The organism is Myxococcales bacterium (assembly GCA_016716835.1).
Taxonomy (GTDB): domain Bacteria; phylum Myxococcota_A; class Polyangia; order Haliangiales; family Haliangiaceae; genus JADJUW01.
In genome coordinates, this window is record JADJUW010000001.1 from 1,446,893 (window position 1) to 1,462,845 (window position 15,953).

The 15,953-nt window shown below is 64.2% G+C and carries 16 protein-coding genes; 3 read left to right on the plus strand and 13 right to left on the minus strand.

What is annotated here, in order from left to right; all coding sequences use genetic code 11:
• Positions 1-4: 4 nt before the first annotated feature.
• The 8 genes from IPL79_06395 to IPL79_06430 form a co-directional block, all read right to left on the minus strand.
• A complete protein-coding gene (locus IPL79_06395; GenBank protein MBK9070616.1) occupies positions 5-943 on the minus strand; it encodes a sugar kinase in 939 nt (312 codons plus the stop codon).
• Between the two features lie 128 nt (positions 944-1,071).
• Positions 1,072-1,623: a hypothetical protein gene (locus IPL79_06400; protein ID MBK9070617.1), complete on the minus strand. Its 552-nt coding sequence runs from the start codon at positions 1,621-1,623 to the stop codon at positions 1,072-1,074.
• Entirely contained in the window at positions 1,614-2,735 is a 1,122-nt protein-coding gene (locus IPL79_06405; protein ID MBK9070618.1) for a tetratricopeptide repeat protein, read from the minus strand. The genes IPL79_06400 and IPL79_06405 overlap by 10 nt, the downstream gene beginning before the upstream one ends.
• Positions 2,736-2,738: 3 nt before the next feature.
• A complete protein-coding gene (gene dnaK, locus IPL79_06410) occupies positions 2,739-4,574 on the minus strand; it encodes a molecular chaperone DnaK (protein MBK9070619.1) in 1,836 nt (611 codons plus the stop codon).
• 111 nt (positions 4,575-4,685) lie between these two features.
• On the minus strand, positions 4,686-5,981 hold the full coding sequence (locus IPL79_06415) for a DnaJ domain-containing protein (GenBank protein ID MBK9070620.1): 1,296 nt from the start codon (positions 5,979-5,981) through the stop codon (positions 4,686-4,688).
• A 53-nt stretch (positions 5,982-6,034) separates the two neighbouring features.
• The gene (argF, locus tag IPL79_06420) at positions 6,035-6,967 is read right to left on the minus strand and encodes an ornithine carbamoyltransferase (GenBank protein MBK9070621.1); all 933 of its coding nucleotides are present in this window, start codon (positions 6,965-6,967) and stop codon (positions 6,035-6,037) included.
• Positions 6,964-8,187, minus strand: coding sequence for an aspartate aminotransferase family protein (locus IPL79_06425; protein ID MBK9070622.1), 1,224 nt, complete (start codon positions 8,185-8,187; stop codon positions 6,964-6,966). The genes argF and IPL79_06425 overlap by 4 nt, the downstream gene beginning before the upstream one ends.
• Positions 8,188-8,203: 16 nt before the next feature.
• Positions 8,204-8,461 carry a hypothetical protein gene (locus tag IPL79_06430; GenBank protein ID MBK9070623.1) on the minus strand — a complete coding sequence of 86 codons (258 nt, stop codon included), beginning with the start codon at positions 8,459-8,461 and terminating at the stop codon, positions 8,204-8,206.
• Positions 8,462-8,678: 217 nt separating this feature from the next.
• Here IPL79_06430 and IPL79_06435 point away from each other — a divergent pair, with 217 nt between their 5' ends.
• Positions 8,679-8,945 carry a hypothetical protein gene (locus IPL79_06435; protein MBK9070624.1) on the plus strand — a complete coding sequence of 89 codons (267 nt, stop codon included), beginning with the start codon at positions 8,679-8,681 and terminating at the stop codon, positions 8,943-8,945.
• A gap of 72 nt (positions 8,946-9,017) precedes the next feature.
• Here IPL79_06435 and IPL79_06440 read toward each other — a convergent pair whose 3' ends face one another.
• The 3 genes from IPL79_06440 to IPL79_06450 form a co-directional block, all read right to left on the minus strand.
• Entirely contained in the window at positions 9,018-9,665 is a 648-nt protein-coding gene (locus IPL79_06440) for a response regulator (protein ID MBK9070625.1), read from the minus strand.
• Positions 9,666-9,811: 146 nt separating this feature from the next.
• Positions 9,812-10,996 carry a sigma-54-dependent Fis family transcriptional regulator gene (locus IPL79_06445; protein ID MBK9070626.1) on the minus strand — a complete coding sequence of 395 codons (1,185 nt, stop codon included), beginning with the start codon at positions 10,994-10,996 and terminating at the stop codon, positions 9,812-9,814.
• A 31-nt stretch (positions 10,997-11,027) separates the two neighbouring features.
• On the minus strand, positions 11,028-11,177 hold the full coding sequence (locus tag IPL79_06450) for a hypothetical protein (GenBank protein MBK9070627.1): 150 nt from the start codon (positions 11,175-11,177) through the stop codon (positions 11,028-11,030).
• Positions 11,178-11,340: 163 nt separating this feature from the next.
• Here IPL79_06450 and IPL79_06455 point away from each other — a divergent pair, with 163 nt between their 5' ends.
• A complete protein-coding gene (locus IPL79_06455; GenBank protein ID MBK9070628.1) occupies positions 11,341-12,141 on the plus strand; it encodes a hypothetical protein in 801 nt (266 codons plus the stop codon).
• A 78-nt stretch (positions 12,142-12,219) separates the two neighbouring features.
• Positions 12,220-12,498 carry a GlsB/YeaQ/YmgE family stress response membrane protein gene (locus tag IPL79_06460; protein ID MBK9070629.1) on the plus strand — a complete coding sequence of 93 codons (279 nt, stop codon included), beginning with the start codon at positions 12,220-12,222 and terminating at the stop codon, positions 12,496-12,498.
• 16 nt (positions 12,499-12,514) lie between these two features.
• On the opposite strand, the gene IPL79_06465 is transcribed toward IPL79_06460, so the two are convergent.
• Both IPL79_06465 and IPL79_06470 read right to left on the minus strand, forming a co-directional pair.
• Positions 12,515-14,314: a DEAD/DEAH box helicase gene (locus IPL79_06465; protein ID MBK9070630.1), complete on the minus strand. Its 1,800-nt coding sequence runs from the start codon at positions 14,312-14,314 to the stop codon at positions 12,515-12,517.
• A gap of 28 nt (positions 14,315-14,342) precedes the next feature.
• Positions 14,343-15,809, minus strand: a complete 1,467-nt coding sequence (locus IPL79_06470) for a hypothetical protein (GenBank protein MBK9070631.1) — start codon at positions 15,807-15,809, stop codon at positions 14,343-14,345.
• Positions 15,810-15,953: the final 144 nt, after the last annotated feature.

A 15,953-nucleotide genomic window follows, 5' to 3' on the forward strand; every position in this document is an offset into this window, starting at 1 on the left:
TCAGTTAAAGCTCGACGCCGTCAAAGCGCATCAGCTCGGAAAACTGATGCACGCGCGACCGGACGGCTTCGGCGTTGAGACCTACGAGGCCGGCGACGCTAAATTGCTGAACCGCAAAGCTCGCCATGACGCTGCCAACGACCATCGCGCGCCGCATCGTAGCGAGATCGTCTTTGCCGGTGTAGGCCAGGTAGCCCATGAAACCGCCGGCGAAGCTGTCGCCCGCGCCGGTGGGGTCTTTGACATCGTCGAGCACCAAGGCCGGCATCGCAAAGGTGCCGTCGCGGTGAAAGAGCAACGCGCCTGCATCGCCGCGCTTGATGATAACGGACGAGGGTCCCATCCCAAGGATGGCGCTCGCGGCCTTGCGCAGATTATGCTCACCGGCGAGCTGACGTGCCTCTTCATCGTTGATGAGCAGCGCGTGGACCTTGCCGAGCAAGGCGACCAACTGCTCGCGCTGGCCGCTGATCCAGAAATTCATCGAATCGGCGGCGACGAAGCGTGGCTGCTTTACCTGGCGTACTACCTCGAGCTGGAGGGCAGGATGGATATTGCCTAAGAATACTAATTGGGCATCGATGTGTTGCGGATGCAGCTTGGGCGCAAAATCGGCGAACACGCCAAGCCGCGTGTCGAGCGTCTCGCGCGAGGCGAGGTCCGACGAATAACGCCCGACCCAATGAAACGTGTCGCCGGCCTTCTTCTCGATGCCCGAGACATCGACGCCCGCGGCGGCAAGGCTATCGAGATGCGCCTGCGGAAAGGCCTCGCCGACCACCGCGACGACCGACGCCTGCCCTGTAAAATACGCCGCCGAGCGCGCGATGAACGACGCCGAGCCGCCGAGCTGATCGCGATGCCAGCCAAACGGACCGTCAATGTCATCAAACGCGACCGAACCGACGACGAGAAGTTTTTGATTTGCCGAGGGACCAAACATGCCCCTGCCTTACCAAATCCCGCGGCCAATTGCGCCGCTATTTACTGACAATTACGCCATCGGCAACGAACCACGCCAGGTGGCGCAACGCCTCCAGCTGCGCCATCCCCGAAATATCAATGATCTCCTCAAACGTTGACATGCCATCGATGCGCGACAACAAGAAGGCCGCCCGCGGATCGATGGATTTGGCCATCACGGTTTCCATGCTGAGCGCGACGCTGGGCACGCGCTGCGGCGAGCCGGAGGTAATCGCTAAACATGGCTTGCAGGCGCGTGGCCTCGCCGTAGATGAGCTTTTGCGCGGTGGCGCTATCGGGTGATTCTCGAAAGGCCGCGTCGGCCGCCAAATGGCGAGCTCGGCGTTGCCCGGAAGCGTACTCCGTCTTCGAGCGCGCAAGCAGCCAGGTCACACGTTCGCGCGCGCGCTCGCGTCGCTGGTGAGATGCGCGGTCGCGCGCGCGAGGGCGGCAAGCAGCGCCCGTAAGGGCGTGAGGTCCGCAGCCTCGGGCGTGGCCTCCAGCGGCGGGCGCCTCGGTCAGGCCCGGGGCGCCAAAGAAATCTTCGTCCTCGCCCAGCGCTGGATCGGGAAACGCGCGTTTGGCCGAGCCCGCCTTGCCGTAGGTAGGCTCGACAAACGCGGGCTGCAAGGCCATGCCGGGCGCTAGCTCTAGCTCCATCTCGTAGTCGCCAAGATCGGCATCGTGCGACCCAGGGCGGGGAATCGAGCGATCGGGCGCGGGGGGCGGTGGCTCGGCCGACGCGTCGAGATCCATGCGGTGGTGATGTATGCGATCAAAGTCGCCAAAATCCATCTCGGCGGGCTCGCCAAAGTCAGGCGTGCTCCCAACGACGGCGTCAAAGCGCGCGGTCGGCGAAGGCTCGGGGAGCGCGGCTTGGGGAGCGGCATCGACATCGGCCCGGTGGGAAAATCTTCGACCGGCTCCGGCGCGTACTGCACTTCCGCGGTCGTGTCGCCGATCAGGGGATCATCGCTTGGCGCTAGGAGTGCCGCGGCGGTTGCCTCGAGCGTGGCTGACATGGGTGGCGCCGTGGGCCGCGAAAAACGGTCGGGCGATTCGACCTCATCGGCATGCAGGCGCGGCCGCAGGCTGCGCATGATCTCGGCCACGGGTGGCACGCTACCGGGCGCAAGGGTGTGGCGCGCGCCGCGCAGCCTTGCCTCGAGCATCGCCGCGTCTTCATCGCTGGCTTCGGGAAATACGGCAGGCCGCTCGCGGGTAGGAGGCGGCACGGTGATGCTGCCTCCGCCGGCATCTAGGTTACCGCCCTCGCCCGCGGGCGCATGTTGCGCTAGCTGCCGGGCGACGCCTGGGGCGTCGACCGTGGCGCTCGGCGCGAGAAATTCATTTTCTTCGGGCAGCGGCGGTGGGGGCTCTGACGGCGACGCCGCGCCACGCGGATCGACGACGGCCGCGTAACCGGCGCCCATGTCGTCATCGAGAAACCAGCCGTCGTCGACGGTCGTGCGTTGATAGTTGGTCCCCATGCCGTCAACCGCCAACCCGGCGTTGCTGGTTTCGTCGGCGAACTCCATGCCATCCGAGCTCGCCTCGGCGACGGTCGGCTTGCGCAACACCTGATAGTTGCTAACGACGTAATCGACGTAGCCCATCGCGCGCGAGTCGCCTGGTGCCAAGGCCAAGGCTTCTTGCCACACCGCCAACGCCCCATCGACGTCGCCCCGCGCGTACATGTCTAGCCCGGCGGCGATCAGCTCATCAACTGGGCCGCCGTCGGAAGAGGATGAGCTAGCTGCGCGACGCGCCACTCATCACCCCGCGCGGGTCTTTGAAACAACGCCGCGGAACATGTTCAGCGTGCGCTGCAAGGTTTCTGTGACATCGGTGAGCGCCGCCAAATCCTTGGCGGCTATCGCGGCCTTGGCGCGATCGATGTTGGCGCGTGCCTTTTTCATGGCCTCTTGGCCGTGGTCTGACGTCGAAATTGCCTCCGATACCGCGGGATATAGCTGCTCAATCTCGTCAACCGCGCGCTCGGCGGCGTGCCGAGCCTTGTCAAACTCCTGGGTCGAGCGCACCTCAACCATGTAATCTTGGTTGGCGTCGATCATCTTGCGCAGCTCGTCCTCGGTGAGGCCGCTGGTCGCGGTCACGGTGATGGACTGCTCGAGGCCAGTTTCCATGTCTTGCGCCGCAACGCTGACGATGCCTTCGGCCGAGATGGCGAACGTCACCTTGACCTCAACCTCACCCTTGGGCGCGCGGCGGAGGCCATTTAAGACAAATTCGCCGAGCAGTTCGTTTTCCTCGGCCCGCTCATTCTCGCCCTGCAAGACGAGAATCTTCACCGAGGTTTGGTTGTCTTTGACCGTGGTGAAGATGTGCTCGGCATGCGTGGGCACCTTGGAGTTCTGTTCGATCAATTTGTAAAAATAGCCGCCGACGATCATGATGCCGAGCGAATGCGGCGTCACGTCGATGAGCAAGATGTCGTTGCGCTCGCTGGTTAGCGCCGCGCCCTGGATCGCGGCGCCAAGCGCCACCACCTCGTCGGGGTGCACGCCCTTGCTTGGCTCACGGCCAAAGAATTGGGCGACGCGCTCCTGCACCCGCGGCATCCGGGTCATGCCACCCACCAAGATCACCTCGCCGATGTCCTCGCGCGAAAGCTCGGCCTCTTCGAGCGTCTTGGCCACCGTGTCCATCGTGCGATCGACCAGATCGGCGGTCAACTCTTCGAGCTTGTCGCGCGTCAGCACGGTCTGCAGATGCAGCGCCTCGTTGCGGCCGGTCGAAATAATAAACGGCAGATTGATTTCCGTCTCGCGCACCCCCGAGAGCTCGCATTTGGCTTTTTCGGCGACGTCCTTGAGCCGCTGCAAGGCCATCTTGTCTTTGCGCAGATCAATCTGGTGTTGGGTGTAGAAGCTCTCGACCAGCCAATCGATGATGCGACGGTCAAAATCCTCGCCACCAAGAAACGTATCGCCCGCGGTGGAGACCACCTCGAAGACACCGCTGCCGATCTCCAAAATCGAAATATCAAACGTGCCACCGCCAAGATCGTAGACCGCAATCTTGCGTTCGATGTCGCGGCCAAAGCCGTAGGCCAGCGCGGCCGCGGTTGGCTCGTTGATGATGCGAATCACGTCGAGGCCGGCGATGCGGCCGGCGTCTTTGGTCGCCTGGCGTTGCCCATCGTTGAAGTACGCCGGCACCGTAATTACGGCTTTTTCGACCGGCTCGCCGAGGTACTCTTCGCTGATCATCTTCATCTCTTGTAAGATGTAGGCGGAGATTTCCGGCACTGAGAAGACTTGGTCGCGCATCATGATGCGGACGTCATCGTGCGGTCCCTCGACGATGCGATAGGGCGACGTCTCCAGGGAGGTGCGCACCGCGGCGGACCCCCATTTGCGTCCAATCAGGCGTTTGGCGGCATAAACGGTGTTTTCCGCATTGGTAATGGCCTGACGCTTGGCGATGTGGCCAACCAGGCGTTTGCCATTCTCGGCGATGGCCACCATCGAAGGCGTGGTCTTGTAGCCTCCTCGATTGGGGATGACCGACGGCACGCCGTCTTCCACAATCGCCACGCAGGAGTTGGTGGTCCCAAGGTCAATCCCAATCACTTTCTCGCCAGCCATGCCGGATAGTATTGTCACCCGATTAGTACGGGCTGCGCTAGTTTTGCGCCGATATTCGGCGAGCGAGCGCGCTCACCCGCGCGTAGGTGCGAGGCGTACATATATACCCGATTAGCTATTTAGGAGGCGCTGCACCTGCTGCAGATCGTTGCGCAGCTCGCCGCCGAGCACGTCGTTCTCGCTGCGCATGGCCATCGCCATCACCAGCACCTCTTCGGCCTCGGCGAGCTTGCCGCCATCGCGAAAGGCCTGCGCCAGCAAACGCTGCATCGAAACGTCCGCGGGATCGACGGCGACGCCCTTGCGCGCAAACTCCTCGGCCGACGCGACCTGCCCGGCGGTCAGCGCGCACATGGCGGCGCGGCGCAGGTATTTTGCGGTCGGCGTCAGGCGCACGGCGGCGCGAAATAAGTTAAGCGCGCCCGCGGCATCGCCTGCGATCTCGGTTTGGCAGGCACGCTCGTAAAGCTCGGCGGCATGCTCGCTTGCGCTTTGCGCCGCGCCCGAGGTGGTGCCCTGCGCCAACGCCCCGCTGCCCGCGGGCCCTTCATAGGCGCGCGAGATCGCGACGAAGACGACGCTTAGATGAGTCGCGAACTCGCCAAGTTGTTTGCCGTAGTAGCGATCAGGATGCAGCTCCTTGGAGAGCCTAAAAAACGCGCGCTTGATATCTTGCTTGCTCGCGTCGGGCGCAACGCCCAAGAGCGCGAAGCGATTGCCTTGGCCAACCAGCCGCAGGTAGCGCAGGATAAGCGCGCGCTGCTCCATCGACAGCTCATTGGGTTCGCGAAACGCTGCGAGTTCCTTGGCCGTCCACGGCTCGCCCTCGGCGGGCGGGATGGTGGTGTTTGGCAGCTCAGGCCCACGCATGGTGGGGGTGTCAAACTTCGCGATGGGCAGATCGGCCGACGGCAGCGCCGAGCGCGGCATGTTGGTGCTGACGGTGCGACTGACGTGCACGCCCTTGGCGGTGGCGGTGCGCGGGACCGATGGGGTTGACGATGAGGCGACCGATGGCGTCGCCGTGCGAGGCACCGCCGCCGCAGGCGTCGCCGTGCGCGGTACCGCCGCCGCAGGCGTCGCGGTGCGCGGCCTGGACGCCGCCGGCGTGGCCGTGCGCGGCGCATTTGGCGGAGGCATCGTCGTGGAGGCCGAGGCGACTTCTCCCGGCAACAAGATCGCCCTCATCTGGCGCAGCTTCAAAATGATCGCAATCGACTCGTCGGCGGGAAAACCCGTCATCAAGATCAGATCTTTCAACGTCGTCGTGCCATCGAAGCGCGACAGCACGTAAAAATCCTGGCTCGACAGCGCGGGCGTTGCCTCCATCGGATTAAATACCGGATTGGGAACGAGCCTAAGCGACGTCGCGCCGATGCCGGGGATTTCTGCGGGCACAGCTGCCATGAATGCTCGTCTATTATACCCAGGCTAGGGCGCTGGGGTGCAAGTCGCCTTCGCTACGAAGACATCAAATACCAAAGTATGGCTTTTTGCGCATGTAGGCGCATCTCGGCTTGGTCCCACACGTGGGACTGTTTGCCATCAATGACCTCGGCGGCAATTTCCTCGCCTCGATGCGCGGGCAGGCAATGCAGCACCATGGCGTCCGGCGCCGCCGTGCGCAACAATGGCTCATCGATGAGATAGCCCGCAAACGCCTTGGCCCGCGCGGCCGTCTCGGCCTCCTGCCCCATCGAGGTCCAAACGTCGGTCGAGATGACGTCGGCGCCCGCCACGGCGGCTTTTGGCGAGGCGACCATAGAGATGCTGCCGCGACCCAAGGCGGCTTGCGCCGCCTGCGCCGCCGCCAAGATGGCTGGCTTTGGCCGATAGCCCTCAGGACACGCCAGCACCAAATGCAAGCCAAACACCCCCGCCGCCTCGATCCACGAATGCGCCATGTTATTGCCATCGCCCACCCACGCGTACTTCGGCGCGGTGAGGTCGCCCTTTGCCTGCAACACCGTCAGCAAGTCCGCCGCGAGCTGGCAGGGGTGGTGATCGTCGGTCAACATGTTGATGACCGGAATGGTGCTGTGGCGCGCAAATTCCTCGACGCGCTCGTGACCAAACGTGCGGATGCCGCAGCCATGCGCATAGCGCGAAATGACCCGCGCGGTGTCGGCAATGGGTTCGCCGCGCCCGAGCTGGGTATCGTGCTTGCCAAGCACGACGGGATAGCCGCCGAGCTCGTGGACGCCGATCTCAAACGATAGGCGGGTGCGCATCAAGGCCTTCTCAAAAATCAGCACAACGCTTTTGCCGGCCAAGGGGCGTTCGTGATCGCCGCGCGTGGCGAGATACGTCTGGGCCTTGGCCAAGACCTGCGGCCAGTCGCTGCGCGGGATATCGCTCAGCGTGAGAAAGTGTTTGGGGGCGGCCCGGCTCATGCTACGTGCACCTCCGCTAGCACCGCGGTCAAGATGACTAGCGCGTCATCGATCTGGGCGCGCGTAATAATGAGCGGCGGCACGAAGCGCACCACGTTGCTGCCGGCCATTGAGAGCAAGAGCCCACGCTCGCGACACGCCGCCGTAATCGTAGCCGGCGGCACCGTCACGACCAGGCCACGCAGCAGTCCTCGGCCGCGCGCCTCCGTAACGAGGCCAGGAAATTTCCCCGCGAGTTCGCTCAGGCGTTCGCCGAGATACGCCCCCATAGCCGCGGCGTTCGCGAGCAGGCCCTCGCCTTCTATAATGTTAAATACCGCGACGGCCGCGGCGCAGGCCAACGGGTTGCCGCCAAAGGTTGTCGCATGCGGCACGATGCCATTTTCGCCCAGCGCCAGGCCACGCGCCGCACGTTCGCTGGCCGCGATCGCGCCGATCGGCACGCCGCCGCCCAGGCCCTTGGCCAGCGTCATGACGTCTGGCGCCACGTTGTCGGCTTGATAACCAAACCACGTGCCGGTGCGCCCCATGCCGGTCTGCACCTCGTCAAAAATCAGCAGCGTGCCGGTGCGATCGCAGATCGCGCGCAAGGCGGCGAGGTAGCCGGGTGGCGCGACAACTACCCCGCCTTCGGCCTGCACGGGCTCGACAATGATCGCGCAGGCATCGGCGGCGCTAAGCGCGCGCTCGGCGGCCGCCACGTCGCCGTAGTTGATAAATTCGACGGGACCAAAGAGCGGCCCAAAGCCATCGCGATACTTGACCTGGCCGGTAATCGAGACCGTGCCGATGGAGCGGCCGTGAAACGCGCCATTGGTCGCGACGATTTTGATCCTCGCCGGCTGGCCCGCTACCTCGCTTTGATAGCGCCGGGCTAGCTTGAGCGCGGCCTCGTTGGCCTCGGCGCCGGAATTGCAAAAAAAGACCCGATCGGCAAAGCTGTGGCGCACGATGGCGTCGGCCGCCAACACCTGCGGCGCATTAAAGTACAAGTTGGAGACGTGCAGCAGCTCACCAGCTTGCTGGCGCAGCGCCGCGGTGAGTCCCGGATGGGCATGCCCAAGGGCGCACACCGCGATGCCTGCGGTCATATCGAGATAGCGCTTGCCCGCGGCATCCCACAAATAGGCGCCCTCCCCGCGCTGCATCACCACGGGCTGCTGGCGATAATTCCTGATGAGCACGCGACCGGCTAGTTCAATAATTTCTGTTTGGTTCATGATGCCTCACAACGCCTTACGCGTACTTAGATACTATGGTGCCCGCCGCGCGCCCCTGCAGCGCCGCCGCGAGCGCGCCTGGCTCACGGCCATCGAGAATGGCAACGTTCGCGACGCCGCGCCGCATCGCCGATAACGCAAATTCAACCTTGGGGATCATGCCACCTGAAATAGTGCCGGTAGCCATGAGCTCGCTTGCCCGGGGCGCGCTCAGGCGTTCGATGACCTTGCCGTCTTCGCCTAGCACGCCCGGGGTATCGGTGAGCAGCAACAAGCGATCGGCGGCAAGCCGCGATCGCCAACTCCGCCGCAAAGACATCGGCATTGACGTTGAGCGGCGTGCCGTCGGCCGCCAACGCAATGCTCGAGACCACGGGAATGTAGGCCGGCATCAGCTGGCGGATAATAGCCACGTCAAACGTCATTTCGTCCGCGACCAGGCCAAGGGCGCCCGAGGTCACACGACCGCGGCAAAGCGCACCGTCACCTCCATGCAGGCCAATGGCGCGCCCACCGGCGGCGGCAATGCCGCGGACCAGCGCCGGGCCGATTTGACCGCACAGCACCATGGCGGCGACGTCGAGCGTTCGCTCATCGGTCACACGCTGGCCGTCGCGAAACACGGGCTCGATGCCGAGCTCGGCCAGCAGGGTCGAAATCTGCTTGCCACCACCGTGAGCGACCACGAGGTGCGCCCCGGCTCGCGCGCATGCGGCCACGTCGCGACAAAACTGATCGCGCAGTTGCGGCGTCTCTAAGCTCGCGCCTCCTATCTTAACGACAACGAGCTCGGCCGCCACGGCGCACTGTACCCCAAGCCGACCCGCGGTTCAAATATCGCCCTGCAGCATGGCCTCAACCAGCGCCATGTCGATCGGCTTGGTCATGTGAGCATCAAAGCCGGCCGCCAGCGCGGCAAGCCGATCGCTTTCTTGGCCATGCCCGGTCATGGCGACGAGATGTACCTCGTGCGCAACGGCCGCGCGCGCGCGTCGCGCCACCTCGTAGCCGTCGATGTCCGGCAGGCTGATGTCGATGATCGCGACATCTGGTCTTTCGGCAATAATCAAGGCGACGCCGTCGAGGCCGCTGCGCGCCGACTTGACATGGTGGCCGCGGCGCATCAGCACGTCGACAAAGAGCTCGCGAAGATCATCGTCATCGTCAATGAGCACGATGGCGCGCGCGACCGCGGTGGCCACCGCCACGGGAGCGATCGCCGTCGCCAGCGCAGGCGTGGCGGCCGCGCGGCCTTTGAGAAACCGATCCAATTCGTCAACCAGGCCGCGCAAGGCGCTCGCATCGCGATGCCTGGCCGCTAGCTCGATGCCGGCGCCAAGATCAGAAATCGCCTGGAAGCCAAAGCTCGCGCCAAACGTTGCGCCATTTCTTTCGTAATTCGGTTCGGCACTGGCGGCGCCGTGGAGCGCAATCGGCAGCATGGCCGCCGTTGCCAGGACAAGAATTTGTTTTGACATAGTCGCCAGACGTTGCACGTCGCGTGCCACATCGCGCGCGCAGCAAACCCCGGCTGGGGCCTACGATCACGCCGTGGCAGCAGGGATTCGTGGACGGTTCCGCCCACCCTGAGCCCTAGCGCCCAATGCGGCCTGAAGCCTGTGCCTTAGGCCGCAGGCACTTCTTCGAGGCGGCGATAGAGTGAACGGCGATCGATGCCGAGGATCTTGGCGGCCTTGGACTTGTTGCCACCTACCGTCGCCAACACCCGCTGAACATAGCGGCCCTGCAATTCCGCGAGCGTCATAAGCTCGCTCGTGTCATCGCCGGCAATCGTGAGGTGATTTGGTTTGTAGTCACAAACCTTGCTCGGCAAATCGGCGCTGGAAATTTCGACGTGCTGGGTTAGGGCCACCGCCCGCTCAATCGTATTTTCAAGTTCACGCACATTGCCCGGCCAATCGTAGGCCAAGAGCTTACGCGCAGCCTCGGGCTCAAAGCCCGCGATCTGGCGGCCCGTGCGCCCGGCAATCTTGTTGAGAATGTGCTGCGCCAACATGAGCACGTCGCCGGCGCGCTCGCGCAGCGGCGGCACCTCGACCTGAACCACATTAACCCGATAGTACAAGTCCTCGCGAAACCGCCCCTCGACCACGTCCGTCTCCAGATCGCGATTTGTGGCGCATACGACGCGCGCGACAAACGGCACGTCGACGTCGCTGCCAACGGGCCTTACCACGCGCTCTTGCAAGACGCGCAGCAGCTTGACTTGCATCGCCAGCGGCATTTCGCCGATTTCGTCGAGGAACACCGTGCCGTCGCCGGCTTGAACAAATAGGCCCGCGCGGTCGCGTCGCGCATCGGTAAAGGCGCCTTTGACGTGGCCAAAGAGTTCGCTCTCGAGGAGCTGCTCTGGCACCGCGCCGCAGTTAAGCGCCGCAAATGGCTTATCGACGCGAGGGCCGGCGGCATGGATCGCGCGGGCTACGAGTTCTTTGCCGGTACCGCTCTCGCCGGTGATAAGCACCGTGGCATCGCTCTGGGCGACGCGGCGGATCAGTTCAGAGACGCGGCGAATCGCAGGGCTCTCCCCGATGAGCCCATCAATGGGACGTACCGCGTCGACCTCTTGCCGTAGCCGGGATAAATCCGCACGCTGGCGGCGCCATTCCGACGCGCGCTTGACGGCCGCGATGACCGCATCGACGATCAAAGGCTTAGTAACAAAATCATAAGCGCCCGCTCGCAGCGCCGCGACCGCTACCTCAATGCTCTGCTGGCCCGTCAACACAATGACGGGCAGCGACGGATGCCGCGCATGCAGCTCGACGCAGAGTTCCAGGCCGCTCATGCCAACCATGTGATTGTCTGAGAGCACGGCATCAAATTCGTCGGGGGCTCTCCTCAATGGCCTCAAGCGCGGCGGCACCATCTAGCCGATGTTGCACATCGTAGCCGTAGCGCACGAGCAAGTCGCGCACGGCCATTGCTTCGTCGGGCTCGTCGTCCACCACAAGTATTCGGTTGGCCATCGGCGCAACCTAGCACGTGCGAAGACGCCCGCGTGGGCGAGTGCGCACATACAAGGCATTGCAGCGCTAAGGGGCATGGGCTCAAACCCCTGTGGTTGGCGCCCAAGACCCCATGGCGAGCTGTTTTCGCGGAGCGGCCCGGCTCTTGCACAAGGCCAAGGTCATGTTGACCAAAGCCAGGGGATTTCACCCCAAGTTGGCGCAACGCCGCATGTCGCGGCACTTCACAGGAGATCGCTCTACTATGCATACCATTTACAAAACCACCCTTGTTTTCACCTCACTCATTTTCGCGGCAAGCCTCGCCAGCGCTCAGCCAACGGCTGACCCAACGCCAGGCAAAACCGACGAGCCCACCCCAGCCTCGGCTACCGGCGACGATGCCCTGCCAGCACCACAGTCTGACCACGACGAACAGCCAGAGGTTGCCTCGCCAGGCATCACGGCCTCCGGCGGCGTTATCAGCCAGGCAGGCGTCGGCGGCCTCATTGGCTACGGCCGCGCTGGCGTGCTTGAGCTCGGCGGCTCCGCCGGCTTCACCTTTGCCTCGGATTACACCCAGATGAATGTGTCCCCGACGATTGGTTGGTTTTTGGCCGACAACTTCGAGATGTCCGCTATCCTAGCCGTTAACTACATTGACACCGGCGACTCGTCGTCGACGTTTTGGACTGCCCTGCTCGAGCCGAGCTATCACGTCCCGTTTAATCGCTCGACGTTTGGCTTCATTGGTCTTGGCACCGGCGCCTCGCATGTGAGCGGCCTAGGAACCGGCTTCGCCGTTGCCCCACGCCTCGGCGCCAACATCATGATCGGCCGCTCGGGCGTCTTAACGCCTTCGCTCGCCTACCAATACACGACGCTCTCGACCGACGTCCAAGTCGCGCCAGGCGAAACGGATGTCACGTTGGTTGCGCTAACCGGCGCCGTGCGCTTTAACGTCGGCTTCACCGTTATGTGGTGAGCCAAGTCGCGTGTTCAACTCCTCTGCTGCCTACGCCAGGCAGCTTTTTTTATGCTCACAGATAGATAGGAACTTATCATGGAAATACTTACTTGGATTATTGTTGGTCTCGTCGCCGGCGTTCTCGCCTCCATCGTCGTCGGTGGCCCGGGCTACGGCATCATCGGTGACATCGTGACCGGCATCGCCGGCGCCTTCATCGGCGGCTGGGTGTTTTCTGCCGCCGGCTGGCGCGCACCGGGTGGCCTCGCTGGCGTCATCTTCGTCGCCTTCATTGGCGCGGCGTTGCTGCTGATCTTGGTTCGCGCAATCAATCGCGGGTCGGGGTCAAGAACATCGACGCGGCTGCGGGATTGAGTGAAGCGTTTACAGGTTACAACGCCTCGGCTTGCTGTAGCAGCGCGCTGAGGTCCTCCGCACGCAGGCTGGTAAAGCCGCCGCCGACCAGCGCCGCATCGGTTAGCTGTTGCTTCTCCGCTTGCAGCGCGCATATGGCCTCTTCCAAGGTGCCGCGCGCCACCAGCTTATAAACCGTTAGCGGCTTGGTCTGGCCAATTCGGTGGGCGCGATCGGTGGCCTGGGCCTGCGCCGCGGGGTTCCACCACGGATCGTAGTGGATCACCGTATCTGCCGCGGTTAGGTTTAGGCCCACGCCGCCCGCCTTGAGGCTGATCAGAAACACCGCGGCTTCGCCGGTCTGAAACGCCGCGATCGCCTTCGCGCGATCGCGCGTGGCGCCGGTGAGCATGCTGTACGAGATGCCGCGACGCTGAACTTCAGCCTCAATCAGGGCCAGCATCGAGGCAAACTGCGAGAACACTAGGGTCTTGCGCCCGCTGTCGGCGAGTTGCTCCAGCATGTCGCACAGGCGTTCGAGCTTGGCCGAGCTGGTGACGCGGCGGGCCTCAGGAAGCGCAATCAACCGTGGGTCACAGCAACACTGGCGTAACTTGAGCAAGGCATCGAGCACCTCAATCGGCGCGCCGCCGATGTTCTTGAGTCGCAGCGTCCGCTGCACCTGGTCGTCGAGCTTAAGCCGCAGGGTTTCGTAGAGATCGCGCTGCGCGGTATCGAGCTCAATGCGTTCGACAATTTCGGTCTTGGGCGGGAGGTCGAACTCGACGTCTGCCTTGCGACGGCGCAGCAGAAACGGCGCAAGGCGCTGGCGTAACATCGCCAGCCGCTCATGATTGCCGTGCTTTTCGATCGAGCGGCGAAAGACGGCGTTGAATGAAGCCAGCCGGCCAAACAGCCCCGGCACCACGAGATCGGCCTGCGACCAAAGCTCACCAAGATGATTTTCGATGGGCGTACCGGTGAGACAAAACCGACTTTGTGCGACCAGCCTCGCGGCGGCCTTGCGCAATTGCGAGTCGGCGTTTTTGAGCTGCTGCGCCTCATCGAACATGATGGTGCGCCAGCGGACCGCCTCAAACACCTCGAGATCGCGCAGCAGCGTCTGATAGCTAGTGAGCACCAACGGCGCCTCGGCGAGCGCGCCCGACTCGGCGTGGCGATCTTTGCCCAGGTGCAGCAGCGGGCGCAGCTGCGGCGCGAACCGCATGGTCTCGGCGTACCAGTTTTCGACCACGCTGCGCGGCGCAACCACGAGCGATGGCATAGCGACCTGGTCCGCCAATGTCTCTGCGCGAGCATCGGCGTGAAGCATCTCGAGAAAGGCAAGCACTTGGATGGTCTTGCCTAGCCCCATCTCATCAGCCAAGATGCCGCCGAGATGCGCGTCGTGCAGTGCCCAAAGCCATGCCACGCCGAGGCGCTGATACGATCGAAGCGTCCCGAGAAAACGATCGCTTTCTCGACGCGGCGTTAATTGCAGCAACGCCTCCAGCTGCGTGCGCATCGCCGTGAGCGGCGCCTCTGCGCGCTCCTGGCGCGGCCGCGGCACCAGCTCGTCATCCTGCGGCGGATCAAATTCCAGCTGCGCCGCGACGATGCGTGGCAGCCGCAGCTCGCCACCCTTAGAGAGGCCGGCGAGGCGCAATTCGACCAGCGGACGCAACCAACGCTGCAGGCGATCGGGCGGCACATAGACCATATCGCCCTCAGGTAGGCGCAGGTTAATGCCTGCAGTGATCGGCGCCGCCTCGCCCCCGGTCGCGATGGCTAACTGACCGCTCGTAATTGCCTGCAGCAAAATTGGCAGCAGCGGCACCGTGCGCCCAGCAATGGTAACGCCGAGCTCAAGCGCAAACCAATCCGTGGCCCTCGCCGATGGGCCTCAGCGCCTGATGCCACTGCACCTCGACCAAGGGCGCCTCAAACGGAAAGTTCTCGGCCAGCACGCACTCCCAACCGGCGTCGCGCAAGGCGGGCACGACGACGTCGACGACAAAGCGCGCATCGGCCAAGAGATCGAGGCTGGAGCTTGGCACCCCGCGATGGGGCAGGCGCATTTGCCAGGCGGTCAGTTGCTGCAAAAGGCGCCCTTCATGCGCCATGTCGCGCGTTATCTGCCCCGCCGCGTCCCATTGTGCCAAGGCAACTACGTCGTCGCCATAGATCGCCTCGCCACGGAGATCGATGGTCGCATTGCCGCCGCCGTATTTTTTCGCGTTGCGAACGCCCGGGGAGGCGTGCGGCTTGTTTAGCTCGGCGACCATCCTGGCGCGCATCGCGGGTGCTGGCAGTGACGCACCCCCCGCCGCGTCGGCAGGCACCAAGGCGCGCACGCTGTGCATGGCGGTCGCGAGCATCGCGGTGGGGACCGGTGGCCCTGCGATCAGTCGCTGCACCACGGCGCCCGATACGCCGAGGTCGAGCGGGCCCAACACATGCGCCTGGATATCGAGATAATGGCCGTCTCGCGTAGGCACGATCAGCCACGCCGCGCGCTCGCCAGCGAGCCCAAGCCGATGCAAGGTCGCGCCCGCATCAATGGGCACCCACCGCAACGTCTCGCGCTGAGCGCCGCCATACGTGAGCGGCGGCGATTGCGTGGTCTGCCAAAATAGCTGGCGCGCCGCGCAAAGCTGCTGCCATTGCTCTGGCCCGATGCGATCAATGCGCACCGCCTGGGCATGCGGCACCGCGCGCGCGACCGCGCGCAACACCGCGATGCGGCTGGCCTCTTCGTCACTTACCCACGCCGGCAAATCCGGCGAGGCACCGCCCTGGCGCAGCAGCGGCGCGGCGGGCCCCAGGCCACCCTTGCGCAACGGCTGGCATTGCATGAAGGCCAGGCTAAATTCGCCATCGCGCCGACTTAGCACATACGCGACCATGCGCGGCGCAAGCGCAGGCTCGGTCAGGCCGGTGATGAGGGTCGACGGCTCGGCCACGTTGGCGAGCGCCAACTGCCCAACCTCCGCCAACCACGCCGCCGCGACCGCCTGCGTCGCGTGTGCCTGTGTTGCCTCCCGCTGCGCCTGCTCCATCGACAGTGCCGTCAGCGCCACCGCCGCGACGTGCTCACAGTCTTCGCCTGTCTCGCACATGCATTGCCCGCGAAAGTAGCGCCCGCCGGCGTCATAGTTGACTGTCACTACCAACCCCCGACCGTCGCTGATGCGCGCCACGACCGGCCACGGCAAGGGCTTGACCATCACCACGCGGCCCGCCGCGACATGCACGGCGCCGCGCTCGATGGTCGCGGCATCAAATTGCCCAGAGAGCAACCGCCGCGCGCTAGGTAAGATCGGTTCGGCCAAGAGGCCTATGGCTTACTACGTAAGCCGCCTTTGGCCTACGCCACCGCGGCGCATGTTATAGCCGCCAGGTGAAGCCGTGGATCACCGTCGACACGTGGGTGCCCGCCGCTGGCAAGCCGCTGGTCTTGCAGGAACGCGACGGCG

Coding starts and splice junctions, on each gene's coding strand:
- IPL79_06395 (MBK9070616.1), bottom strand. CDS start 943: ATGTTTGGTCCCTCGGCAAATCAAAAACTTCTCGTCGTCGGTTCGGTC.
- IPL79_06400 (MBK9070617.1), bottom strand. CDS start 1,623: ATGGAGCTAGAGCTAGCGCCCGGCATGGCCTTGCAGCCCGCGTTTGTC.
- dnaK (MBK9070619.1), bottom strand. CDS start 4,574: ATGGCTGGCGAGAAAGTGATTGGGATTGACCTTGGGACCACCAACTCC.
- IPL79_06415 (MBK9070620.1), bottom strand. CDS start 5,981: ATGGCAGCTGTGCCCGCAGAAATCCCCGGCATCGGCGCGACGTCGCTT.
- argF (MBK9070621.1), bottom strand. CDS start 6,967: ATGAGCCGGGCCGCCCCCAAACACTTTCTCACGCTGAGCGATATCCCG.
- IPL79_06425 (MBK9070622.1), bottom strand. CDS start 8,187: ATGAACCAAACAGAAATTATTGAACTAGCCGGTCGCGTGCTCATCAGG.
- IPL79_06435 (MBK9070624.1), top strand. CDS start 8,679: ATGCAGGCCAATGGCGCGCCCACCGGCGGCGGCAATGCCGCGGACCAG.
- IPL79_06440 (MBK9070625.1), bottom strand. CDS start 9,665: ATGTCAAAACAAATTCTTGTCCTGGCAACGGCGGCCATGCTGCCGATT.
- IPL79_06445 (MBK9070626.1), bottom strand. CDS start 10,996: ATGAGCGGCCTGGAACTCTGCGTCGAGCTGCATGCGCGGCATCCGTCG.
- IPL79_06450 (MBK9070627.1), bottom strand. CDS start 11,177: ATGGCCAACCGAATACTTGTGGTGGACGACGAGCCCGACGAAGCAATG.
- IPL79_06455 (MBK9070628.1), top strand. CDS start 11,341: ATGTTGACCAAAGCCAGGGGATTTCACCCCAAGTTGGCGCAACGCCGC.
- IPL79_06460 (MBK9070629.1), top strand. CDS start 12,220: ATGGAAATACTTACTTGGATTATTGTTGGTCTCGTCGCCGGCGTTCTC.